22 protein-coding genes, 1 pseudogene and 1 other annotated feature are annotated in these 23,459 nt (G+C 27.3%); of the genes and pseudogenes, 15 read left to right on the top strand and 8 right to left on the bottom strand.

What is annotated here, in order from left to right; genetic code table 11:
* Positions 1-810 (top strand): annotated as a pseudogene (locus BUB01_RS23360) (hypothetical protein); the annotation flags it as partial.
* Between the two features lie 74 nt (positions 811-884).
* Here BUB01_RS23360 and BUB01_RS21720 read toward each other — a convergent pair.
* Positions 885-1,394, bottom strand: a complete 510-nt coding sequence (locus tag BUB01_RS21720; RefSeq protein ID WP_072993604.1) for a flavin reductase — start codon at positions 1,392-1,394, stop codon at positions 885-887.
* A 174-nt stretch (positions 1,395-1,568) separates the two neighbouring features.
* On the opposite strand from BUB01_RS21720, the gene BUB01_RS21725 reads away from it, so the two are divergent.
* The 3 genes from BUB01_RS21725 to BUB01_RS21735 all read left to right on the top strand — a co-directional run bounded on the left by BUB01_RS21725 (position 1,569) and on the right by BUB01_RS21735 (position 4,665).
* Complete coding sequence (locus BUB01_RS21725; protein ID WP_072993607.1) at positions 1,569-2,279, top strand: response regulator transcription factor; 711 nt, start codon at positions 1,569-1,571, stop codon at positions 2,277-2,279.
* Between the two features lie 14 nt (positions 2,280-2,293).
* On the top strand, positions 2,294-3,757 hold the full coding sequence (locus tag BUB01_RS21730; RefSeq protein WP_072993609.1) for a sensor histidine kinase: 1,464 nt from the start codon (positions 2,294-2,296) through the stop codon (positions 3,755-3,757).
* A 98-nt stretch (positions 3,758-3,855) separates the two neighbouring features.
* Complete coding sequence (locus BUB01_RS21735; protein WP_072993612.1) at positions 3,856-4,665, top strand: phosphodiester glycosidase family protein; 810 nt, start codon at positions 3,856-3,858, stop codon at positions 4,663-4,665.
* Positions 4,666-4,727: 62 nt separating this feature from the next.
* On the opposite strand, the gene BUB01_RS21740 is transcribed toward BUB01_RS21735, so the two are convergent.
* The 5 genes from BUB01_RS21740 to BUB01_RS21760 form a co-directional block, all read right to left on the bottom strand.
* Entirely contained in the window at positions 4,728-5,612 is an 885-nt protein-coding gene (locus BUB01_RS21740; protein WP_072993615.1) for a hypothetical protein, read from the bottom strand.
* 198 nt (positions 5,613-5,810) lie between these two features.
* Positions 5,811-6,695 (bottom strand): hypothetical protein, encoded by an 885-nt coding sequence (locus BUB01_RS21745; RefSeq protein ID WP_072993618.1) that lies wholly within the window; start codon positions 6,693-6,695, stop codon positions 5,811-5,813.
* Positions 6,696-6,699: 4 nt separating this feature from the next.
* A complete protein-coding gene (locus BUB01_RS21750) occupies positions 6,700-7,347 on the bottom strand; it encodes a class D sortase (RefSeq protein ID WP_072993621.1) in 648 nt (215 codons plus the stop codon).
* A gap of 55 nt (positions 7,348-7,402) precedes the next feature.
* Positions 7,403-7,924 (bottom strand): hypothetical protein, encoded by a 522-nt coding sequence (locus BUB01_RS21755; protein WP_072993626.1) that lies wholly within the window; start codon positions 7,922-7,924, stop codon positions 7,403-7,405.
* A gap of 328 nt (positions 7,925-8,252) precedes the next feature.
* Positions 8,253-8,723, bottom strand: a complete 471-nt coding sequence (locus BUB01_RS21760) for a hypothetical protein (RefSeq protein WP_072993630.1) — start codon at positions 8,721-8,723, stop codon at positions 8,253-8,255.
* 416 nt (positions 8,724-9,139) lie between these two features.
* On the opposite strand from BUB01_RS21760, the gene BUB01_RS21765 reads away from it, so the two are divergent.
* The 7 genes from BUB01_RS21765 to aspS all read left to right on the top strand — a co-directional run bounded on the left by BUB01_RS21765 (position 9,140) and on the right by aspS (position 15,236).
* Positions 9,140-9,823, top strand: coding sequence for a sigma factor (locus BUB01_RS21765; protein WP_072993633.1), 684 nt, complete (start codon positions 9,140-9,142; stop codon positions 9,821-9,823).
* Positions 9,816-10,742 (top strand): anti-sigma-I factor RsgI family protein, encoded by a 927-nt coding sequence (locus tag BUB01_RS21770; RefSeq protein WP_072993636.1) that lies wholly within the window; start codon positions 9,816-9,818, stop codon positions 10,740-10,742. The genes BUB01_RS21765 and BUB01_RS21770 overlap by 8 nt, the downstream gene beginning before the upstream one ends.
* A gap of 163 nt (positions 10,743-10,905) precedes the next feature.
* Positions 10,906-11,406 (top strand): AAA family ATPase, encoded by a 501-nt coding sequence (locus BUB01_RS21775; protein WP_072993639.1) that lies wholly within the window; start codon positions 10,906-10,908, stop codon positions 11,404-11,406.
* An 18-nt stretch (positions 11,407-11,424) separates the two neighbouring features.
* Entirely contained in the window at positions 11,425-12,000 is a 576-nt protein-coding gene (locus BUB01_RS21780) for a GNAT family N-acetyltransferase (RefSeq protein WP_072993642.1), read from the top strand.
* A gap of 105 nt (positions 12,001-12,105) precedes the next feature.
* Positions 12,106-12,645: an NUDIX hydrolase gene (locus tag BUB01_RS21785; protein ID WP_072993645.1), complete on the top strand. Its 540-nt coding sequence runs from the start codon at positions 12,106-12,108 to the stop codon at positions 12,643-12,645.
* The gene (locus BUB01_RS21790; protein WP_072993647.1) at positions 12,646-13,488 is read left to right on the top strand and encodes an MBL fold metallo-hydrolase; all 843 of its coding nucleotides are present in this window, start codon (positions 12,646-12,648) and stop codon (positions 13,486-13,488) included. It begins immediately after the preceding gene.
* 58 nt (positions 13,489-13,546) lie between these two features.
* Positions 13,547-13,775: a binding site (T-box leader), on the top strand.
* A gap of 171 nt (positions 13,776-13,946) precedes the next feature.
* Positions 13,947-15,236, top strand: a complete 1,290-nt coding sequence (aspS, locus tag BUB01_RS21795) for an aspartate--tRNA(Asn) ligase (protein WP_072993650.1) — start codon at positions 13,947-13,949, stop codon at positions 15,234-15,236.
* Between the two features lie 110 nt (positions 15,237-15,346).
* On the opposite strand, the gene BUB01_RS21815 is transcribed toward aspS, so the two are convergent.
* On the bottom strand, positions 15,347-17,830 hold the full coding sequence (locus BUB01_RS21815) for a glycosyl hydrolase family 18 protein (RefSeq protein ID WP_084109123.1): 2,484 nt from the start codon (positions 17,828-17,830) through the stop codon (positions 15,347-15,349).
* 296 nt (positions 17,831-18,126) lie between these two features.
* Between BUB01_RS21815 and BUB01_RS21820 the strand changes: the two genes are divergently transcribed.
* The 4 genes from BUB01_RS21820 to BUB01_RS21835 all read left to right on the top strand — a co-directional run bounded on the left by BUB01_RS21820 (position 18,127) and on the right by BUB01_RS21835 (position 22,932).
* Positions 18,127-19,416 carry a VanW family protein gene (locus BUB01_RS21820; RefSeq protein ID WP_072993653.1) on the top strand — a complete coding sequence of 430 codons (1,290 nt, stop codon included), beginning with the start codon at positions 18,127-18,129 and terminating at the stop codon, positions 19,414-19,416.
* 263 nt (positions 19,417-19,679) lie between these two features.
* Positions 19,680-20,450, top strand: coding sequence for a 5'/3'-nucleotidase SurE (surE, locus tag BUB01_RS21825; protein WP_072993657.1), 771 nt, complete (start codon positions 19,680-19,682; stop codon positions 20,448-20,450).
* Between the two features lie 22 nt (positions 20,451-20,472).
* Positions 20,473-21,261 carry an ABC transporter ATP-binding protein gene (locus tag BUB01_RS21830; protein WP_423231133.1) on the top strand — a complete coding sequence of 263 codons (789 nt, stop codon included), beginning with the start codon at positions 20,473-20,475 and terminating at the stop codon, positions 21,259-21,261.
* A 3-nt stretch (positions 21,262-21,264) separates the two neighbouring features.
* Positions 21,265-22,932 carry a hypothetical protein gene (locus BUB01_RS21835; protein ID WP_072993663.1) on the top strand — a complete coding sequence of 556 codons (1,668 nt, stop codon included), beginning with the start codon at positions 21,265-21,267 and terminating at the stop codon, positions 22,930-22,932.
* A gap of 57 nt (positions 22,933-22,989) precedes the next feature.
* Here BUB01_RS21835 and BUB01_RS21840 read toward each other — a convergent pair whose 3' ends face one another.
* The gene (locus BUB01_RS21840) at positions 22,990-23,421 is read right to left on the bottom strand and encodes a hypothetical protein (RefSeq protein ID WP_072993666.1); all 432 of its coding nucleotides are present in this window, start codon (positions 23,419-23,421) and stop codon (positions 22,990-22,992) included.
* Positions 23,422-23,459: the final 38 nt, after the last annotated feature.

Below are 23,459 nucleotides of genomic sequence, written 5' to 3' on the forward strand. Positions count from 1 at the left end.
GTAGAAGCCATAGACATTGAAAGTGGAGTAGACACAATAACTAAGCCAGATGGAAGTATAATAAATCAAAGTACAGCTTCATATGAAGTAGATAAAAATGGAGTATATACTTTTGAGGCAAAAGATAAAAAAGGAAATGTAAGTAAAAGGGATGTAGTAATAAGTAATATAGATAATATTAAACCTAAGTTAAAAATTCAAGCAGATACAAGTGGTGTATTAACAGGAAGCGTTAAGATAAATATAGAAGCAGAAGATGCTGAGAGTAAAATACAATCAATAAAACTTCCAGATGGAAAAATAATATTAGGAAGTAAGACAGTTTATGAAGTAAGTCAGAATGGGACATATTACTTTATGGCAAAAGATAATGCTGGTAATGAAATAATTGATTTTATAGTAATTAATTATATACAATCAGGAATTGTAGTACCACTAGTAAATGTTGTTACGCCATCAATAAATGTTGAGACTACGCAACCAGAAATGAAAGTAAGAGCAAGTGTAGCAGATTGTACAAATAAAAAAGTAACAATAAATGTAGAACATAAGAATGCAGAAATACTTATTACTAAAGCTTCTAAAAATGATGAAAAGAAGGAGTATCAACAAAATACTAATAATAAAGATGTAGAAAAAAAGGTACTAAAAACCGAAGAGAAGGGCAAAGAAAAAAGTAAGGATACAAGATATTATATAGATATTTTATTTAATATAATTGTAATGATGATTGTAATGATAATTATATTGCTTATTATTTGGAGAAGGCAAAAGGCAAAGAATGAGGCATTAAAAACACTTAAATTATAATATAAGTATATATTTATTTTATATAAGAGTTAGGCTATTTTCAGTAGAGTGAATATAGCCTAACTCTTTTTTGATTATTTTTTTAGAAGGACTTTTTCTATTTCAGCTACATATAGAGTGTGATAATCTTTATTAGGATACCATTTTTCATTTGACTCATTATCTATAAAGCATTCTTCTTTAAATTCTTGAGCATACAATTTTTTGCAAACAAGTACAAGCTTTCCTTCTTGGAAGTAAGGTATGTTGTCTATTTCAGTAACGTTTAAGCTAGTACTCGCAATTTTGTCTTCATCTCTTCCGGATACTTTTCCAAGATAGCCAAGATCTTTCTTAAAACTATCATCAAAAAATGTTAAAGAGAATTTATTAGATGAATCTATAAATTCCTTTGTGTAACGTTGAGGTCTTATAACTATATAAGCTACATTTTTGCCCCACATAACGCCTAAGCCTCCCCAAGAAGCAGTCATAGTATTTACTTTATCTTCTTTTTTTGCTGTTATAAGCATCCAGTCCTTGCCTATAAGTTTAAACGGATTTTCATTAAGTTCTTCGGGTTTTATTTCTAAGAATTCACTCATTTTAACAACTCCTTATCTTTATAAAATTCTCTTATTTTATTATAGCAATAACAACAAGAATATAACATAAATTTTCCTTTAAGTTTAAGAATAACATTAAATGAAATTTGTTACAACTTGGAAACAAGTGTAAGTTATAATTATTAATAAATACAATTATAAGGGTGAAGGTTTATGGATAGGATTTCAAGTAAAAAAATATTAATAGTAGAGGATGAAGCACCTATTGCTGATTTAATAGGATATTCATTGAGAAAAGAAGGTTTTGTAACTAAATGGACAAATAAAGGACAAGATGTTTTGAATTCCTTAAATAGTTTCAAACCTGATTTGATTATTTTAGACTTAATGCTCCCAGATATAAGTGGTTTTGATGTTTGTAGGGAAATCAATAAAACCTATAGTATACCTATAATAATTTTAACAGCAAGGGCAGATATTACTGACAAAATATTAGGTTTAGAGCTTGGGGCTGATGATTATATAACAAAACCTTTTGATATGAGAGAAGTAATTATAAGAATAAGATCAATATTTAGGAGAATAGATGTAGTTATCAAAAATACAGAAAATAAAAATTTCAAGAGTATATGGATTAATGATGATATAGAACTTATTCAAGATGAACATAGAGTCAAAAACTGCAATAAGAATATTGAATTAACACCCAAAGAATATGATTTGCTTCTTTTATTAGCACAAAATAGGGGAAGAGTTTTTTCAAGAAATGAACTTTTGGATAAAGTTTGGGGGTTCGAATATGTTGGGGATACGAGAACTGTTGATATTCATGTTCAAAGACTTAGAAAAAAACTTTGTGGAGGTAAATCGATAAATATTATAGAAACTGTATTTGGGATAGGGTATAAGCTTATTAAAAATTAGAGAGGAGAATAAGGTTGAGGTTGAGTATAAGGCATAAAATAGTTGGGGGGTTTTTTATATTATTAGGTTTGTTTTTAGTTGGGTTAACTTATTTTATTAATTTAAAGGTAAATAAAAATAATGAGCTTGTTATAAAGAAAGAAGTAGTAGATATAAAGAAACACTCAGATATTTATTTAAGGCAAATATACTTAAGGAATAATTCTAACAAGGATGATTTTATTAAGAATAATAGTAATGAAATAATAGAGGAGCTCAGTTATAAAATAGGTAATAGGGTAATGTTATACTCAAAAGAAGGAATGTTAATGAATGATTCATCAAAGCTTGAGTCAGCTAAAGTTTTAGATGAAGATGACTTAGATAAGGCTAAAAATGATAGCGTAGCATATTCTATTGATTATGAAAGTTCTAAGGCTTTAGTTAGTCTATCTTATCCAATTAAAATAGATAGTAAAACTTGTGGAATTATTAGATATATTATAGATTATTCAGATTTATACAATTCATCAAATGATTTAATAAGTATTATAAAGATATTTTCAGCAATATTATTTTTAATTATATTAGCTTTATCATTTTTATTAGCAAGATACATAACAGTACCAATAGAAAAATTAACTGTCTTAACAAAGAATATAGCTAACGGACAATTTAAGATAGATAAAATAATTAATTCAAAAGATGAGGTTGGGGATTTGTTTGATAACTTTTGTTATATGACTGAGAAGATTGAGGGGCAGATGAAGCAGATAAAAAGTGATAATAAAGCTATTAAGGAACTTGAAAATCATAGAAAAAAGTTTTTTGATAATGTAACTCATGAACTAAAAACACCCCTAACAACTATTTTAGGATATGCTGAGGTTATTAAAGAAAATGGCTTTAAAGAGGATGAAGAATTTTTTTATAAAGGCATTAATCATATAATTTATGAAAGTAAGAGACTCAGAAGCATGGTAATTACCTTGATAGAAAAATCTAAGCTTCAAGATGAAAATATAGAAGAAAGTTTTGAGGTTATAAATATATCATATTTACTTGATGTTACTTGTGAAGATATGAAAGTAAAAGCTAGAAAATACAATATAGCAATAAATAAAAACATAGAGGGGAACAGATATGTTAAAGGAAGTAAAGATAAATTAAAACAGGTTTTTATAAATATAATTGATAATTCAATAAAATATGGTGTGGAAAATTCTAAGATAGAAGTTAGGTTATTTAGGATAGAAGAGTGGATAGAAATTATAATAGAGGATGAAGGAAAAGGTATAGATGAGGAAAATTTAAAAAATCTTTTTAACCCAAATTATAAAATTAGTAATTTCAACTCGTCAGAGCTAGGGAGCAGAGGCCTTGGACTAGTAATATCTAAAGATATATTAAACAAGCACAAGGGAAGCCTTTCTATACAAAGTAAACTAAAATACGGTACTAAAGTAAGTATAAAACTCATAGAAGAAAAAAATATATAAATTTACAACTTAGAAACAACTATGTTAAAGATAGATACAATTGAATTTTAAAATTAAAATAAGAGCTCTAGGAAAAATAATGTTTTGGAGGTATTGGTATGAAGACTCACTATAAAATTTCAAGATCAATTATTACGGCAATGATTGTTTTAGTACTAGCTTTAGTATTTAGTGAATGTGGTTTTAAAAAGAAAACAGTTTTATTAGAAGGGGGAGAAGTTGAAGTAAGTGATGTGAAGAAACAGTCTAAACAAGAGGGAGACATAAAAAAAATTGAGGTAAAAAACAAAAGATTTACAGGAAACATATTAGAAATAAAAGATCCTAAATCGTTGAAAATTGGATATGCACAAAAGGGTGATACTGTAAAAAATCTGGCAGCTTTATGTGGAGCAGATGTGGCTATTAATGGAGGGGTATTTAAGGAAGAAGGTGGAGTAGTAACTCCATTTGGAAGTCTAATAGTTAAGGGAAGTATTGAGAATGAAGATGATACTAAAAGGGGAGTTGCAGCTATTAACGAAAATGGAGAATTAATAGTTGGAAACTATAGTACAGGAGATTTAAAAAAATTAAAGGCAGTAAATGCAGTTTCAGGTAATATAGTGCTAGTATCTAATGGTGTTGGGCAGATAAATAATGTAGAAGATAATGCTGTTAATTCTAGAACTGCTATAGGTCAGAAAAGTGATGGAAGTATTATGTTGCTTGTAATTGATGGTGGGCAACAAACAACTGTTGGGGCAAGTTTAAAAGATGTTCAAGATACAATGTTAGAACATGGTGTAAAAAATGCAATAAACCTGGATGGTGGAGCTTCATCAACTATGTATTACAAGGGTGAAATAATCAATAAACCTAGCAATGGAGAGAGAAAAATTTCAAATATTATCTATGTGAAACAATAATATTTATAACATAAAACAAACCATTATGTTATCTAGATAACATAATGGTTTGTTTTATACAATTACTTGAAAGTTTTTACTATTGAATTATTTTTAATTAAATAAAGTTCGCTTGATTCAGAGTTAGGATTTGAACATCTATAAACATTTTTACTTGTTTTTCCCACATAATAAAACGAAGTTAAGCCACTGTTTTTTGTAATCGTTGGATTATTAAAACCAAAGTAAAATATATCTTCATTTATATTATAGCGATTAATTGTATTAGGTTTAAGATCTTCTGCGTATAGCATACTTCCAGCCTTCATCTCTTTATTAGCAAAAACACCATCTTCTTTTAAAATTAATTCTTTAGCAGCATCTAAAGCAGGGTCATTAATTTTGCTTAATAGAGGCTTAGTAGTAATGTTTGAATTAGTTTCTTCAAGTTTTACATCAGAAGATACATTATGATTGTTATTTATATTTAAATTCATAGTAGATTTTATTTCTTGTATTTTGTTAGAAGCTTCTTTAAACTTCTTTTTAGCAATCAAATTATTTATTTCATCTATTTTAGAATCTAATTCATTTATCTTTGAATAGTCCCAACTTTCTTTATTTACTTTTTTTATTTCATCTATGGTTACATTTAGATTATAAGTATTATCGCTTGCTATAACATCTTCTAATCTATTAATTCTATTTTTAAGATCTTCAATCTTAGATATATCACCATCATTAATACATTGTTCACCTTCACTAATTAAAGACCTATACATAGCTTCATTTTTACCCAGTATATAATTTTCGGAATTTTTAGTATGGTCAGTTAAATAAGTCTGAAAATCTGTAATCATTTTTGGCCTAGTTTTAGTAGTAAAAACTTTATAAGCTCCTACACCACCAACACCAATAAAAATAATAGATATTATTATTAAAAATATAATTTGTTTCTTTTTGAACATAACTTTCCCTCCACATATTTTTATTACCCTATTATAATCTTCGTAAATAGAATCAAAAAGTGTACCATTTTAAAAGAGATTTTTAAAAACATTAAGTTTTTAATAACTATTATTTAAATAGTATAGGATTTAAAATTAGATTTCATACTAAATAGAAATAAAAAGGTTTAAAGCATTTTAAACCTTTTTATTTCTATATTAAGTTTCTTTTATATTTAATCTTTTTTTCATACTGATGTTGAAATAAACAAAAAGCATTAAAATACCTAAAGTTATCATTATGAGCCCTGAAGAGATAGAAAAATAAAAATACCCACTTAAAAAGTCTTTAAGAGCTTCTTTTATATAAGATATATCTATAGCAAGCCTGTAAGGAACTTTGAATAAAAATCCTAATATTCCAGGCAATAAGATTAATGCACCAGAAGAGATTAAACTACTGCCTATCCAAAATAAATCTCTCCAAGGAGCTCTTCTATTAAGTGTGACGATTATACCTATTAGAAATATTGACATTAATAAAAACCAATGAACAGAATTATATATAATATTTAAAATATCTCTAAATTTAATAAATTGATTAATTTTTTTTACTTGATTTATGTTAAATATATTTACATGGTTATTTAAGATGTTAGTTGTATCCGTAGATACAGTTTTTACTTGGGTTTGAATATTGTTATTAATTTCTATGTTATTAGCTTTAGCATAATTTAAAATATTATTTGATAAGTTTTTTTCAAATTCAGTTAAATCTATGCCATTATTAGTAGTATCTTTTTTTAGAACCATAAAATTTATAGCATTTTTTATATTATTAGTAGTTTCGGTTTTTATTAATTGTTCAGAGATTGAATCTTTAAATACACTTTCTGGAATTGCCGATAAAGCGCTAAGAGTTTTGAAATTAGTATTTATATTTTCATTTAAATATTTATAGTAATTATTTTTTTCTAATGTAGAGACATAAAAGTTTTCGTTAAGCAACCTGAACCTAATAAATATACTAAATTGCAATATTACTAAGGAAAACATTAATAAAAAACTTATAATAAATAAAAAGATTTTTTTGAATTTTTTCATTTAATTATTGCCCTCCTTTTTCAGCAGGTATAGCAATTACTACATATCTTTGAGGGGTATATCCAATTGTATTAAATGGATAACAGGTATACAGAGTAAGTTTTTCAGTTTGGGAAGGAACAACTATTGAAGTATCTTTAGCATCAACAATTTTTATATCAACAACTTTATAAATATAATCACCATCATAATTTGTATTAAAAATTATTTTATCATCCTTTTTTACTTTCCCTAAATTTTTAAATACAGTTTCTCTATGTCCTGCAAGAACTATATTTCCACCTTCACCTGGATATTTAGATCCATCATAATGACCGATACCGTTTAATAAATCTTTCTGACTATCACCATGTATAATAGGGTAATTTATATTGGCATTTTGAATTATTAAATTGCCAAATTGCTCTCCTAAACTTGGATATTTATATTTTTGTTTGTTCTCTTCTTTATTTAAATTTGATTTAGTAGTAGGTTTATATTCTTCTTGTAAAAATAACCTTGAGATAAAGAAAGCTTGATTAATATAATTCCAACTAGCTATGTAGATCAATGATACACCACATAAAAAAAGGAGAATAGGAATTCCTAAAAGAATTCCTATTTTCTTTTTTTTCGTAGAGATACTATTTGATGATTTTTTTTTATTTTTCATATATACCTCCACAACAATTTTTATATATTAATTAACTATTGTATAATCAAGAATTTTATAAAGATTTCTTTATTACAAATAAAGAACTTGAGGCAATACCTAACATAACACTACCTAATATGAACAAGTAACTATTATTACCTGTTTTTTTCATTATAGCTTCATTTGAAGATATATTTAGTACTTCATTACCATTAGCATCAACTAATTTAATATTATAATCTCCGTTGGCTGTTTGTGTTATACTAGCAGTTAGACCAACAGCTTTTGCAGCTGATTGTATCGCAGCTAATGCTTCTTGTTTTCCGGTATCGCTTAATTTAGATAAATCTGTTGTATTTTCTCTAGTTGTAATTTCTTTTACTTTATCAATTTGAGTTGAGACAGCGCTTGCTTGATCAGCTGTTAAAGTAATTGTTTTCAAATAATTCTCAGCTTTTGTTATATATATTGATGGAATACTGGAATTTCTTAAAGCGGTTAATACGTCATCATTTGGTGCTGCAAATGCGACTTGAGAAAGTCCTGCTACTAAACCTAAAGTTAAAATAAGAGATGTTATTTTATTTTTTTTCATTTTTCTTCCTCCTCTTATAGTTCATTTAGTATGTTATAGTTTTAAGATAATAAATCAATTTAAAAATCCTTGAATGGATTTATTACTTATAGTTTTGAACTTTCTTTAGTTTTATATTCTACTCAAAATTTATATAAAAAAGCTTATTTTAACCAATAATAAAGATAATTATTAACAAATGTTACTGTAATAATACATTTAATTTAATAAAAGTTTAGGTGTATTGAGGTATTATAGAATTAGTTTCTTGCTTGGAAATAGATTGAAATGCTGGTGATTAATAATTATATGTATAATTAATTTTATAAAAAAGCAATAATTTTCTATATTAATTGTATTTTGAAAGTTGCTCTAAACTTTTAATAAGATTTTCTTTAGCTTTAATTATTTCATATAAGGAATTATAAGTAATGCTATCAGTATCATTTGAAGTTTTTACTAAACGTCCTTGAATATCTATAAATAATGCGTCTATATCCTTTTCAAAGTTTATAGAAAATTTAAGAAAATCTTTTGTATTATTTATTTCAGGTGTATAGTGTCTATTATTAAATTCATTTATTAAAAATGATATTTTATCATATATGTCAATTCCAATTTCTTCAATGGTATTATTCGTAACCTGGCTTTTTAAAGTTTCATAATAAGATATATTTCTATCAACATTTTTAACCAAGACATTTGAAAAAACTTTTACACAATCATTATTAGAGGTCTCAGCTATTTTTATATATATTTTTTTTCGTTTATTAGCAATATTAATAGCCTTATCAATTATATCAGTAATATCATAAGCCAAATTAATTCACTTCCCTTTTTTTAGATTCCTTAGTATTTTGCACATAAATAATTAATATAAAACTAAATCTTAAATAATTAATATAAAATTATTTAATTAATAAAACCAAATTTACAATTTTTTGAAAATGGAAAGAAAATAAGTATGTAGAAAAATGTTTTACATACCTTTAAAGATGAAAAAAAAATCCTATAAAACCAAAAGGACACTTGACACAAAGCATAATGAAAAGCATTTTTTTTGCGATATATAATAAAGTAATGAATAGTTATAAAAGAGTTAAATTAACAAAGATATTACAATTTGAAGATACAAAATTAGCGAAGACAATTTTGTAATTAAGGTTTAAATATAGTTAGGTTAATACCCCTTAAAAAACAAAATACTATACGTATAAATTATAAAGAGGTGATGCTATGGAAGTAAAACAGTTAGAGCCTGAAAATAGGAGTAAGCTTATAGATGAAAATAAAGGATATATATATTCTATTGCATGTAAAGTGTGTGGTAGAAGATTAGATTGGAATAATGATGATGAATTAAGTATTGCGTTAATAGCCTTTAACAATGCATGTGATACATATGATAATAGTAAAGGAAATTTTTTATCGTATACAAATGTACTTATAAAAAACGCTTTAATAGATTTTTTTAGGAAATCAAAAAGTACTCCACATGTAATGTTTAAAGAAGACGATGAAACTGCTGATTATATAGATAATAAAAATTCATTAATTGAATTTGAAAAACAAAAGGAAAATCTTATAAAAGCTGAAGAAATAAAGGCATTATCTAAAGAGCTACTTAATTATAAATTAAGTTTTAATGATTTAGTTGAAGCATCACCAGTCCATATTGATACTAGAAATACACTTTTAAATATAGCATTTAAGTGCTCTAAGCAAGGACCAATAATTGATTATATTAAGGCTAAAAGGAAGCTACCAGTGAAAGAAATAATGTTACTTACAACTACGAATAGAAAGCTTGTAGAAAAGTGGAGAAAATATATTTTAGTATTAATTTTGATACTTTCAAATAATGAATATACCTATATAAAATCATATTTAAATATAAAGGTAGGTGAAAACAATGAGTAAAACAGGAATTGTTTTAAGTGTAGAAAGAAATACAGCTACAATACTAACAAATACTGGAGAATTTGTTAGTGTTGTTTGTCATAAAAATATTCCTAAAATTGGTGAAGCCTATACTGGAGAGATAAAAAAGTCTAGTAATAAACTAAAACCACTAATAATAGCGGCTATGTTTTTTATAATAATATTATCTGGGGGAAGTGCATATGCTTATTTTACTCCAGTTGCAACAGTAGATGTTAGTATAAACCCTAAATTAAAATTAGAGATTAATAGATTTGATAGAGTTTTAAAATCTACTCCTATTAACGAAGATGGAACAATATTACTTAAAAATTTATCTCTTAAAAATAAAAATTTAGATGATGCGTTAGTGGAGATAATTGATGAAGCTACCAAAGATAATTTTATAAATAATAGTTATAATTCAGATGGGAAAAAAATTATTCTAACAATAGTGGGAACCAATTATAAAAAGAATATAGATATAAATAAATTTGAAGAATATATTACTGAGAAAAAATTGAATACAGTTATAAGTGAAAATGGTAAAGAATATAAAAAAGAATTTGGAGAGAATATTGGAGAGGAGAAAAAGGATAATGAGGATAATATAGAAAGTAAAGAGGAAGTTAACAAGAAAAATGAAGATATAGATAATAAAAGTAATGTTAATAATAAACCTACTGACAAGAACAGCGAATCAAAGGGAAACAATGATAAACAAGGAAATAATCAGAGAAAAGAAGAAATAAATAGTAGGGAACCTAATACTAAAAATGAACAAAAGAATGCTGTAGAGAGTAAAGAAAGTAACACAGATAAAAACATCATTCATAATAAGGAAGATAAGGAAAATCAAGATATTAAAAATAACAAAAATGATAAAGTAAATAACAAAGATATAAAATCAAAAAAATAGTAGTTAACAAATAGAGAAAAAATGGGCCCATTCATTTGAAGGGCCCATTTTTTATTAATAAAATTTTGTTGTAATAAAAGTAAAAAAAGTAATATAATTAATATTATAATTTTGATATAAGTATATAGGTATAATCGATAAATTTGTTTTTAGGAGAAGATTTATGAAAAAATTGATTATTATAAATGGAGTTATGGGAGTAGGAAAGACTACTATCTCAAAAGATCTTTACAAAAACTTAGAAAATTCTTTTTGGTTAGATGGAGATAATGTTTGGTTGATGAATCCATTTGTAGTCAATGAGGAAAATAAAAAAATGGTAATAGATAATATAAGTTTTATATTAAATAATTTTCTTAAGAATTCATCCACAGATTATGTAGTGTTTAACTGGGTTATCCACAGTGAAAATATAATGAAAGACATATTACAGAATATAAAGTGTATAAATTTTAAGTTATATAAGATAACATTAATGTGTTCTAAAGAAACTCTTATAAATCGTATAGAAAATGATATTAATGAAGGCTTAAGAGATGAAGATAATATAAGAAGAAGCTTAGAAAAATTAGCTATGTATGAAAACATGGATACTATAAAAATAGATACAACCAATAAAGATATAGATACTATAGTTGAAGAAATTAAAAAAATTGTAGAGTAAATATAAGGGGGCTATATTATGTTAAATCATAAGGGGACTGTAATTATAGAAACAGAAAGGTTAATATTAAGACCTTTTAAACAGAATGATGCTGAGGCCATGTTTAAAAATTGGTGTAATGATATTGAGGTTTGTAAATTTTTAAGTTGGGGACCACATAAGGATATATATGATACACGTGATATTTTAAAAGAGTGGACTGAGGGATATTTAGAAAATAATAGTTATAATTGGGCGATTACTTTGAAAGATAAAAATGAACCAATAGGTTCAATAGGTGCATTTAATGTATGCGAAACAAATGAACGTTGTGAAATAGGGTATTGTATTGGAAAAAGTTTTTGGGGAAAAGGTATTATGACTGAAGCTTTAAAAGCATTACTAAATTTTTTCTTTTATGAAGTTGGGATTCATAGAATTCAGTTAAGACATGATGTGAAAAATCCTGGTTCAGGTAAGGTAATGCAAAAGGTTGGAATGATATATGAGGCAACATTAAATGAGTTTACTAAACGTAGAGATGGAAGTTTTGGAAATTTAGATTTGTATTATATAACTAAAGATATTTATTTTAAGAATTTAAATAGAGCTTAGTTTATTAATTTTTGATACTTTAATTGTCTTATAGAATTTTATAACTCTTTAAAGATTTTTTAGAATTAAATAAAAATATAAGATTATTTTTATTGGGGGTATTTTATGATTTTTAATAAAGTAATTGATAAGAGTGATTTTTCATCTGGTTCAAGCATAAAAATAACTAAAAGAATAGCTGTAAGGGCAGTTATTTTGAAAGGCAATAATTTGCTTATGGTTCATTCAAAGCTTGGTGATTATAAGTTTCCAGGTGGAGGTGTTAAGGCGTTAGAAAACTATGATGAGGCTCTTAAAAGGGAAGTTTTAGAAGAAACTGGCTATAGGGTGAAGACTATTAATGAGAAGTTGGGAGTAATAGTAGAACGTTTTAATGACAGCTATGAGGAAAATTGCATTTTTGAAATGGTATCTCATTATTATTTATGTACTATAGAGGTAGATAAGACTAATCAAAGCTTAGATGATTATGAAGCTGATTTAGAATTTAAACCTGAATTTGTGGATATAGAAAAAGCAATTATAGAGAATAAAGAATTATTACAGGATGAATCTAGAGAAAAAAGAGCTTGGACTCAAAGGGAAACTTTAGCTTTAAGTTTTATAAAAGAAGAATTAGGAACCAAGAAGGCAGGTGAATGTTAGATGAAAGTAATATCACTAATAGAAAACACATGTACAAATAGAGAGTTAAAAAGTGAACATGGTTTATCCCTTTATATAGAAATTAATGATAAGAAGTATTTGTTAGATACTGGAGCAAGTGGTGATTTCATTAAAAATGCTGCCAAATTAAATGTGGATCTTATGAATATAGATGCAGTAATTATTTCCCATAATCACTATGACCATATAGGTGGATTAGAAAAACTTATAACTTTAAATCCTAAGGTGAAAATTTATATAAAGGCTGAGGCTAAAAATGATTATTATAAAAAAATATTATTTTTTAATTTATTAATAGGTAATAAAGACAAACTTTTTGATAAGTATAAGGAGAACTTTGTATTTATAAATGAAAAATTAGAACTTGATGGCGGGGTAACATTATTATCGAATAAAGTGCAAGATAAAGCTTTTTTCTGCAAAGATAAATCCTTATGTAAATCAACTGATAAAGGAATTGTGGAAGATGATTTTAAACATGAACTTTTTGTATTGGTTAATTTAAATGGAAAAGGTGTTATTCTGAGTTCTTGTAGCCATAATGGAATAGTGAATATAGTGGCTACTGTGAAAGAACTATATCCTCATATGAATATTAAAGCTATAATAGGAGGGTTCCATATGAAAGGAACTCTTGGAATGAACTCCATAAATTGTACAGAGGACTATATAAATCAGGTAATTAAAAACTTAAAAGCTTTAGAGGTTGAAAAAATATATACATGTCATTGTACAGGAATGAAGGCATTTAAACTCATGAAAAATTTATTAAATGAAGATATAGAGTATTTTAAAACAGGACAAGAATTAATTATAGAATAATTTTTCAAATTAGTTGACAAGATAAAAGTAAAGGAATATCATATAGTAAACAAATATTAACAATTGATTGAAGGGAAGAGTAAATATTGATTAGTATCCTAAGCGAGTAGAGGATGGTGAGAGCTCTATGAGAAGTTTAATATTGAAAGACATCCTGGACATATTTATCTGAAAATTAAAAAGTAGGATAAATCGGGTTACTCCGTTAAATAGTAGTAGAGATAACTTAGTTAATTATTACTTAGTTAAATTAGGATGGTACCGTGAATATTACTTTCACTCCTATATGGAGTGGAAGTTTTTTGTTTTATTAAATGAAATAGAGCTCATTTCATTTTAGGTATTTGATTAATTTAATTAAGATTAATTATTATAGAAAAAAGGGTGGTACCGCGATAATTTCGCCCCTTGAGATTATAATCTCAAGGGGCTTTGTTAATTTAAAGGAGGCTAAAAATATGAGTAGAATTATGGTAAATGAATTAAAAAAATATATAAATGAAAAAGTGGTGATACAAGGATTTGTTCATCGTATAAGAAGGTTAAAATCTATTAGCTTTATAATCTTAAGAGATAGAACAGGTTTTGTTCAATGTGTTGCAGATAATAATAGCTTTGATATATCAGATTTAAAGTTAGAATCAGTTGTAGAGGTTAATGGAGAAGTAAAAACAGGGGAAAATGTATTTAATAATTTTGAAGTTTTAATAGAAAAAATAAATATTATTAATTCAGTAAAATGTGAATTACCTATAGAATTAAATAAGGAAGATTTAGATATAAATTTAGAAACTATGCTTAATAATAGAGTTTTAAGCTTAAGGCATCAAAAAATAAATGCTATTTTCAAGATTCAAAATATAATAGTTAGAAGCTTCAGGGAGTTTTTATCTAAAGAAGGTTTTACAGAAATATTTACACCAAAACTTGTATCAGAGGGGGCTGAAGGAGGAACAGAAGTTTTTAAACTTAAATATTTTGAAAAGGAAGCATATCTTGCACAAAGTCCTCAATTTTACAAACAAATGATGGTAGGCGCAGGTTTTGAAAGAGTTTTTGAAGTTGCTCATGTATATAGAGCAGAGGAGCATAATACAAGTAGGCATTTAAATGAATATGTAAGCATGGATTTTGAAATGGGATTTATAGAGGATGAAAAAGATATAATGAAGATGGAAGAAGAATTGTTAAAAATTATATTGAAAAATGTTAAAAATGAAGGCAAATCTTGTTTAGATGTTTTAAAAGTAAATATTCCTATAATAGATAAACCCATACCTACAATGAAATTTAATGAAGCTATAGAATTATTGAAGAGAGAATATAATAAAAATGATTTAGAAGGAGATTTAGATCCAGAAGCTGAAAAGTTATTAGGGAGATATGTAAAAGAAAAGTTAGATTCAGACTTTTTGTTTTTAACCCATTATCCAAGAAAAAAGAGACCTATGTATACTATGCCTTGTGGAGAAGAGGAAACTCATAGTTTTGATTTGTTATTTAGAGGTGTAGAAATAACAACGGGAGGGCAAAGAATTCACGATTATGATAATTTAATAAAAAATATTGTATATAAAGGTTTAAGTCCTGAAAATTATGAAAGTTATACTGAAGTTTTTAAATACGGTATGCCCAAACATGGAGGACTCGCTATAGGATTAGAGAGAATCACAGCTCAATTATTAGATTTAGAAAATATAAGAGAAGCAACTTTAATAACTAGAGATAGAACAAGATTAACACCATAACTAGATACTTTAAGTTTTGTTATATATGTAGCGCTATGAATCATAAAGTTTTCATAGCGCTACTGTATTTTATATATTTAATTTTCTTTTATGCCCATTAAATAGCTAAGTTATAGTTGTTGCCATAAGGAAGGAACACTGGCAGGATCCCATCCTAATAATGCAGTGTGAGGTTGTAGGCATTTATAGGATTTTCCATTATAAGAAACAATATCTCCTGCTTTATAAGTTTTTCCAACAGTCCATGCATCAGTTGAAGGAGCTGTATTTTTAACAGTAATTATCCTAGTTACAGTTGTAGATAGACCTTTACTATCAGTAACTGAATAAGTTAAAGTGTAATCGCCAGCTAAATTGTTATTTACACTACCTGTAATAACTATTTTATTAGTTAAGATTCCATCCTCTTTGTCTGTTGCAGTAACACCAGATTTAGGATCGAAATTTTCACCAATATTTATTGTTTTGTTAGTAGCACCTGAAATTGTGGGTGCTGTATTTGGGATTTCTGACTTAGTAACGGTAATTATTCTATCTGCAGTTGTAGATAAACCTTTACTATCAGTAACTGAGTATTTTAGAGTATAGGTTCCAACTATATTTGTATTTACTGAACCTGTAATAGATATTTTACTTGTTAAATCACCATCTTCTCTATCACTTGCAGTTACACCTTCTAGTGGATTAAAACTGTCACCAACATTTATAGTTTTATTAGCAACACCTGAAATAGAAGGAGCAGAATTTTCATTAGGATTAGTGGTTCCAAAGATATTTTGTCTAGCTATTTCAACAGCGCCCTTATGGATACGTTGAGATAACTCTATGCTTTGGATAGCAGAGATATCTTTTGGAGCAGTGCTTGTCTTTAATTTAAAGGAATAAGTTTTTCCAGGTTCTAATGTTTTTGCTTCATAAACAGTAGATATATCTACTACTGTATAACCATTTTCGTAGCTAACGGTACCAGCAGTATATTCACCAGATTGTAAAGGACCATCAGTACTCTTTATATATAGTTTAGGTGTTTTTATGGTTTCTGCAGCCTTTTCTACACCACTTAAAACTTCACCAGATTCCTGAAGTTTCTCATTGTTTGTAATGGTTACTTGATAACCGCCTCCTGTACCCCAGCCTTCAGCATATGGAGTTACTTTAGCTGTGACATTCAAGTTTTTATAGACTATATCGTGTTTTGGAAGTTCTGCAGAGCTGTATAAACCATTTTTAGTAGCATTAGTCAATTCATCACGGACACTTGTAGAAGTTGGAGCATCTTGAGATGACATCCATCCTATCATACCACCTAAATTATTTTCGTTAACGTATTTGGTTTTTTCTGCTATTGATCTAGGATTATCATAGGTGAAGAAAGCACCACCATTTTCATCATATAAATATGGAGCTTTAGCTGTATCATCCCAATACTCTTTAAGTCCAGGGAATGTAGCTTTTAATTTATTTAAGCTTCTATAAGCCCATACTCCACCTATACGCCCACCATCACCAGGTTTCAAAGGTGCTTCGTTAGTAGCTCCTCTTGCAGGAGTACCATCAGCATCCTTAGTCACTTGTTCAGCTGTACCATATAAACCAGGGGTCTTAGAATCTGGTCCTTTAGAAACCTTTTGCCAGCCACGGGTGTAATAAGCTGCACCAACAACAACTTTATTAGCTGTTGCGCCATTGCTTAAAAGATACTTAACACTTTCATCTATAGATAGACCAGCGCCCTTAGTTGGATCATTTGGATTAGGATAAAGGCCAGTTTGATGTCCGCTTGTATCATCCCAAGCACCTCTCATATCATAGGTCATTATATTAGCAAAATCTACAGTTTCAAATACTTTTTTAATATCAATACCTGCATCTAACCTTTTCTTTGGGGCAGGGATAGCTACAGATAGTTCATAAGATTTACCAACTTTAGGACCTTGTTCATTTAGAGCTTTTCTAAAATCTTGTAGTAAAAGAACATAATTTTGTTTGTCTTCAGGAGTAGAATATTTTGTACCTTCATCTCTTTCGTTATCTATAAGATCAGGTTCTCTAACAGAACCAGGGTATTCCCAGTCGATGTCAACAAAATCCATATTAGCGTAATCAATAAATTTCATAACGTTTTCAACAAATTTAGCTCTAGTAGAACTGTTAGCTGCTACAGTAGAAAAGTCGCCAGACTTAGACCAACCGCCTAGAGAAATACCTATTTTTAAGTTTGGATTTTCAGCTCTTAATTCTTGGAATGCATTTATTAAGCCAGCATTTGCAGAATTCCATTGTACTTCAGGCATTCCAACTGGTGCACCAAGACTTGCTTGAGCATCTGTAAATTTTAAACTTCCATCAGCGTTAAAATCTAAAAACGCAAAATTTAAATGTGTCAATTGTTTTGCTGGGATATCTTTAGGATAGAAAGTTTCTTGTCCACCCCAAATAGACCAATCACCGTAATACATTACATTACGTTTAGTTTGATTTACTTGAGTTGTAGCTTTAACTTCAGTAGATGGATAGATAACTATTGTGGTACCCATAAGCATTGGTACCAAGGTAAATGCGATAAGAGATTTTTTGAATTTTTGTTTTACCATTTGACTCCCTCCACTATTTTTATTTTCTTCAAAACTATGGTTTTGAAGTATGTAAATGGAGAAAAAATGTTAATTTATATGTATTTAATAATTATTATAGCATCCGGTTAAAGGTTTACAAGAGAAAAAATGCAAAAATATATATAAATTTTTCGACAAATTTTTAGTATATTCAATATAGAATATACTAAAAATAAATTTAGAGAAAATTCTAATAATGAAGAAATTATCTATAAAAAGGTGTATAATTGAATATGGATAACAATATTTAGTTTATATTAGACGGGGGACGGGAAATGAGTAGGAAGAACAAAAAAGGTTTAAATAAAAAGAAAGTTATTCTTGGAGTTGTAATATTTGTTATATTGAGTGTATTAGGAATATATTCGATAAATGTAAATAATAATGTCAAGCTTTGGAGCGATAAGATATATCCAGGAGTAAAGGTTGAGGGTATCAACTTAGAAGGGAAGAATAAAAAGGAAGCAGAGGATATTTTGAAAAAGGAATTTAGTGATAAGATTTTAAATAAAAAGTTAGTTGCTAAAGCAGGAGAAACCTCTATAGATATTAAATACTCTGACTTAGATCCTAAGTATGATATAGAAAAAGCTATAAAAGAAGCTATTAGTCTAGGTAAAGACGGAAATATGTACTCTCAAAATAGTAAAATAAAAAAAGGAATAGTAAAGGATATAAAATTAGATTTTACTTATAGTAAAGAGAAAGAAAAGACTTTTGAAGAGAAGCTAAAGGTTAAAGCGAATAAAGCGCCAGTAAATGCAAAGTTAACAATAAATAATGGTAATAAAAATATTACTGATGGTGTTAATGGAAGAAAAATAAATGATGAGAAAATGTCAAAGCTTATTAATGATTCTATAAATGGTAAGCTTTCAGAAGAAATAACTGTAGAAGTACCAATGGAAGATCAGAAGCCTAAGGTGACAAGAGATGATTTATCTAAAATAAATGGTATTATAGGAACTTTTAGTACTAATTTTCCACCAGGACAGACATCTGGAAGAGAGCAAACTTTAAGAGTAGGTACAAATAAACTTAATGGTACAGTAGTTGCACCAGATGAAGTTTTCAGCTTTAATGACACAGTAGGTGAAAGAACAAAGCAAAATGGATTTGGCGTAGGTGGTGTATTTAAAGGCACAAAATTAGTGGATGAAGTTGGCGGTGGAATATGTCAGATATCAACTACAATATATAGAGCTATTATGGACGCAGGTATAAGATCAACAGAAAGATACAATCATTCATTTGGAACAAGTTATTCAGATTATGGCCTAGATGCTACTGTTTATTATGGCTCATTAGATTATAAGTTTAAAAATACATATAAGGCCCCAATATATATAGAAAGTTATATACAAGATAAAAAAGTTATTTTTAATATTTATGGGGATACATCTGAAAAAGGTGATAAAACTTATGAGTTAGTAGCTGAAGGATTGCATGATATAGGAAATAATAAAGTTCAAGTAAATTCTTATTTCATAACAAAACAAGGTGGTAAGGAAATATCAAAAGAAAAGGTATCTACTGATGTGTATGGTACTAAACTTGATCGTTAGATAATTTTAAGAGTTTAAAACTAATTTTTGAATATTAGTTTTAAACTCTTTTATTTTATCTTCAATGAATGTATTGATATAAATTTAGATTTAAAATTGTAATATATAATATAAAAAATGATTTTTAATAAGAAGATTTTTATAATGTCCGACTACTTAAAATGATAAATTTAATTTAAATATATGTAATGCAAAAGTAATATGCTATAATTTTACATATCTGAATGGTAAAATGTAAATATGAATTTAAAGGGAGGTCGCTTATGGATCTATTAATAACTAACGATGATGGAATAAATGCAAGAGGAATATTAGAACTTGCAAAGGAGCTTTCTAAAAAGCATGAAGTAACTTTAGTAGCTCCGAGAACTCAAAAAAGTGCATGTTCACATTCTATAAGTTTGCATGAGCCTATAAGAGTTAGAGAAGAAAAAATAGAAGGATTAAATTGTAAATGTTATAGTGTATTGGGTACACCAGCAGATTGTACTCAAGTTGGGATTAAATTGCTAGATAAAAAGTATGATATGGTTATATCCGGAATAAACAAAGGATTAAATACAGGTATAGATGTATTATATTCAGGTACAGTATCAGCAGCTATGGAAGCAGCACTATATAAAATACCAGCGATGGCTGTATCCTTACAAGTTGATTTTGAAGAAGAAAATGTAGAGGAAGATTATGGTTTAGCTGTAGATTATGTGAAAAGAGTTTTAAATATAGTTGAGAAAGAATACTTAAAGAATGATGTAGTTCTTAATTTAAATATACCTATGTGTAAAAAAGAGGATATAAAAGGTTTTAAGGTCTGTAAAATAGATAAAGGGCTTTATGATACTAAGTATATATTTATAGAAAAAAATGAAGAGAATGAGGAAATATATAAAATAAAAGGTAGTAGAGAAGAATGCAGTGATGAAAATAGCGATGTTCATTATATTTCACAAGGATATGTCACTTTAACTCCATTATATTTTGACTTAACTAAGTATAGTTTATTAAATGAAGTAGATAAAGTATTTAAATTATAAATATTATTTTATGAAGGGTGAAATTATGGAAAACAAAGAAAGTATAATATCGATTAAAAATTTAGAGATGAGCTATGGAAATAAAAAAGTACTTAAAGGAATCAATTTAGAAATACCAAGGGGACAAATTATAGGCTATATAGGTGCTAATGGGGCTGGTAAGAGTACAACTATAAAAATAATGTTAGGAATATTATCTGGATATACTGGAACAGTTGAGATATTAGGAAAGGATATTTCAACTGGAGGTGTTGAGTATAAAAAGAAAATAGGTTATGTACCAGAATTAGCAGATATATATGAGAATTTAACAGCTTATGAATATATATCTTTCATTGGTGGCGTATATGGAATCGAAGAAAATAAACTTATGACAAAGGCCGAAAAACTTATGGATTTATTTGGTATAAAGGATGCATTTAAATCAAGAATATCGTCTTATTCAAAGGGGATGAAACAAAAACTTTTAATAATATGTAGCTTAATTCATAACCCAGACATATTATTTTTTGATGAGCCATTAAGTGGCCTTGATGCAAATAGCGTTATGGTATTTAAGGAGATAATGGATAGTCTTGCGAAAGAAGGTAAAACAATATTTTATTCATCACATATAATGGATGTAGTTGAAAAGGTAAGTGACAGGATTCTTCTTTTAAATGATGGGCAAATAGTAGCAGATGGTAGTTTTGAGGAATTGAAGAATAACCAAAAGGAAGGCTCATTGGAAGAAATATTTAATCAGTTAACTGGCTTTAATGAACATACGTCTATAGCAAAAGATTTCGTATCGCTAGTTGAAGAGGTGTAAGATATGAAAGATTTTAAGATTCTCAAACTTGTAGACTTATTCAAAACCTTTTATGAAAAAGCTGGTGTTGATTATAACATAATGAGAAAAATACTTCAGTTAAAGCTTACTATGGATGGTAGAAGAGTAAGCTCTGTAATGGGAAAAAATAAGAAACAGGATGAAACTAAAGATAAAAATAACTATTTAATGCTATTAGCCTTTAATATGTTTATAAGTTTCTTTATAGCAATGGCTACAATTATAAGAAATATACCAGTAATGATGGCTACCAATATAGTTATAGGTATAACTTTGTTCATGTTAGTTTCACTTATGATATCAGATTTTTCTGCTGTATTATTAGATGTAAAAGAAAAAAATATATTATTACCTAAACCTATAAGTAATAAAACATTTAATGCTGCTAAAGTTACTCATATATTTTTATATTTAATGGGATTATCAGTATCATTTTCAGTTATACCATTAGTTATAGGAACTATAAGATATGGTATTGTATTTTTTTTAATACTTTTTATAGAAATATTTATAATGGCAGCAGTAGTAATTGCTCTAACAGCTATGGTTTATACAATTGTATTAAATTTTTTTGATGGTGAGAAACTTAAGGATATAATAAACTACTTTCAAATTTTTTTAGCATTTATATTTGCATTTGGATATCAATTTATGAATAGGATATTTGATATCGGTATTATATCAAGAACAGAATATGTAGCGAAACCTTGGCATGTTTTATTGCCATCAATGTGGTTTTCTGCCCCTTTTGGATTTTTCATGGATGGATACAAACAACCTATAATTTTTGTGCTATTAATATTACTTATAGTAGCGCCAGTAATTCTTATAATTTTTTATTTAAAAATAGTAGTCCCATATTTTGAAAAAAGTCTTCAAAAATTAAATGATAATGGAAACTCAATATCAAGAGGGAAAAATAAGAGACAAGATTTTATAGCAAATATAATTTGCGTTGATAATATAGAAAAAGCTATGTTTAAATTTACCCAGAATATGATAGATAGTGAGAGAAGTTTAAAGCTTAAGATTTATCCTTCATTAGCTATGGCTGTATTTATGCCATTATTTTTTATATTTCCAAGAATTGAAAAAGGACAAAATTTTATAACTTCAATAAGAGGGAGTATGGGTGGATATTCTCATTTATCTATGTATTGTACAATTCTTTTACTTTGTTTCTGTACAGCTTTTATAAGTAATAGTGATAGCTATAAAGGTGCATGGATATACAAGGCACTTCCAATAGAGACACCAGGTGCTTTGTTTAAAGGAGCTATAAAGGCAACATTATGTAAGTTAATAATACCTTTATACATTGTTGAAAGTATTATATTTTTATTGATTAATGGTGTGACTATAAGCTTAGATATAGTAATAATGTTTTTTGTGTTAATATTTTTAGCTTTATTATATTTTAAGCTTGCAAATAAGACATTGCCATTCACAGTTAAGTTTGCAACTTCTGATAGTGGCAAGTTATTATTACCAAGTTTGGTAACACTTTTGTTATTAGGTATATTTTTCGGCATACATATAGTAATTAAAGGAAATATATTATATAGATTGATATATGCCGTAATACTTTTAGGAGCTGACGTGGTAGTTTGGAATATAAGCTTTAATATAAAGTGGAAGGATGTAGAATAGGATTCTTATAATATAAATATAGGGGATAAAAATAAAAAATTAGCCAGTTTACATTGGCTAATTTTCTTTTTTTAAAGCAGGAATCACTTCTATAAAGTCACTCTTTTTTATCCATCCTTTTGAATTTATATTAGATTCATTAGGAAATAAAACATAATACCATATTTCATTATCACATTCAGCTTCATCAATTATATTAACCTTAGTTTTAGTAGGTAAATTTAGTAACAAGGGTAAACTAATTAATGGTACTAAATACACGTTTGTATTATCTTTAGTAGTTCCGTAAGCATTAGAAGGTATTTTATATAGTATAGAAATGTTAGCGGGTGTTTTAGAAACTTTTAAATATTTTTCTCTCAGATTAATATATTGTCTGTTCAAAGATAGATACTGAGATTTTGAATCAATTAATTGGTTATTTAGGTAAAAGAACATAGCAACGCAAGCTAAAATTAATAATATTATTAAAAATACAGCGAATTTCATAAAAAATACTCCTATAAATATTACTATATATTAAGTAT

The sequence above is a fragment of the Clostridium cavendishii DSM 21758 genome, from assembly GCF_900141845.1.
GTDB lineage: Bacteria > Bacillota > Clostridia > Clostridiales > Clostridiaceae > Clostridium_AG > Clostridium_AG cavendishii.

What these genes read in the sequence shown, in the direction of transcription:
- BUB01_RS21780 (WP_072993642.1), top strand. Translation starts at nt 11,425, where the DNA reads ATGTTAAATCATAAGGGGACTGTAATTATAGAAACAGAAAGGTTAATA.
- BUB01_RS21750 (WP_072993621.1), bottom strand. Translation starts at nt 7,347, where the DNA reads ATGAAAAATAAAAAAAAATCATCAAATAGTATCTCTACGAAAAAAAAG.
- BUB01_RS21770 (WP_072993636.1), top strand. Translation starts at nt 9,816, where the DNA reads ATGAGTAAAACAGGAATTGTTTTAAGTGTAGAAAGAAATACAGCTACA.
- BUB01_RS21755 (WP_072993626.1), bottom strand. Translation starts at nt 7,924, where the DNA reads ATGAAAAAAAATAAAATAACATCTCTTATTTTAACTTTAGGTTTAGTA.
- BUB01_RS21720 (WP_072993604.1), bottom strand. Translation starts at nt 1,394, where the DNA reads ATGAGTGAATTCTTAGAAATAAAACCCGAAGAACTTAATGAAAATCCG.
- BUB01_RS21740 (WP_072993615.1), bottom strand. Translation starts at nt 5,612, where the DNA reads ATGTTCAAAAAGAAACAAATTATATTTTTAATAATAATATCTATTATT.
- BUB01_RS21840 (WP_072993666.1), bottom strand. Translation starts at nt 23,421, where the DNA reads ATGAAATTCGCTGTATTTTTAATAATATTATTAATTTTAGCTTGCGTT.
- BUB01_RS21735 (WP_072993612.1), top strand. Translation starts at nt 3,856, where the DNA reads ATGAAGACTCACTATAAAATTTCAAGATCAATTATTACGGCAATGATT.
- surE (WP_072993657.1), top strand. Translation starts at nt 19,680, where the DNA reads ATGGATCTATTAATAACTAACGATGATGGAATAAATGCAAGAGGAATA.
- BUB01_RS21815 (WP_084109123.1), bottom strand. Translation starts at nt 17,830, where the DNA reads ATGGTAAAACAAAAATTCAAAAAATCTCTTATCGCATTTACCTTGGTA.
- BUB01_RS21785 (WP_072993645.1), top strand. Translation starts at nt 12,106, where the DNA reads ATGATTTTTAATAAAGTAATTGATAAGAGTGATTTTTCATCTGGTTCA.
- BUB01_RS21765 (WP_072993633.1), top strand. Translation starts at nt 9,140, where the DNA reads ATGGAAGTAAAACAGTTAGAGCCTGAAAATAGGAGTAAGCTTATAGAT.
- aspS (WP_072993650.1), top strand. Translation starts at nt 13,947, where the DNA reads ATGAGTAGAATTATGGTAAATGAATTAAAAAAATATATAAATGAAAAA.
- BUB01_RS21790 (WP_072993647.1), top strand. Translation starts at nt 12,646, where the DNA reads ATGAAAGTAATATCACTAATAGAAAACACATGTACAAATAGAGAGTTA.
- BUB01_RS21745 (WP_072993618.1), bottom strand. Translation starts at nt 6,695, where the DNA reads ATGAAAAAATTCAAAAAAATCTTTTTATTTATTATAAGTTTTTTATTA.
- BUB01_RS21820 (WP_072993653.1), top strand. Translation starts at nt 18,127, where the DNA reads ATGAGTAGGAAGAACAAAAAAGGTTTAAATAAAAAGAAAGTTATTCTT.
- BUB01_RS21725 (WP_072993607.1), top strand. Translation starts at nt 1,569, where the DNA reads ATGGATAGGATTTCAAGTAAAAAAATATTAATAGTAGAGGATGAAGCA.
- BUB01_RS21835 (WP_072993663.1), top strand. Translation starts at nt 21,265, where the DNA reads ATGAAAGATTTTAAGATTCTCAAACTTGTAGACTTATTCAAAACCTTT.
- BUB01_RS21775 (WP_072993639.1), top strand. Translation starts at nt 10,906, where the DNA reads ATGAAAAAATTGATTATTATAAATGGAGTTATGGGAGTAGGAAAGACT.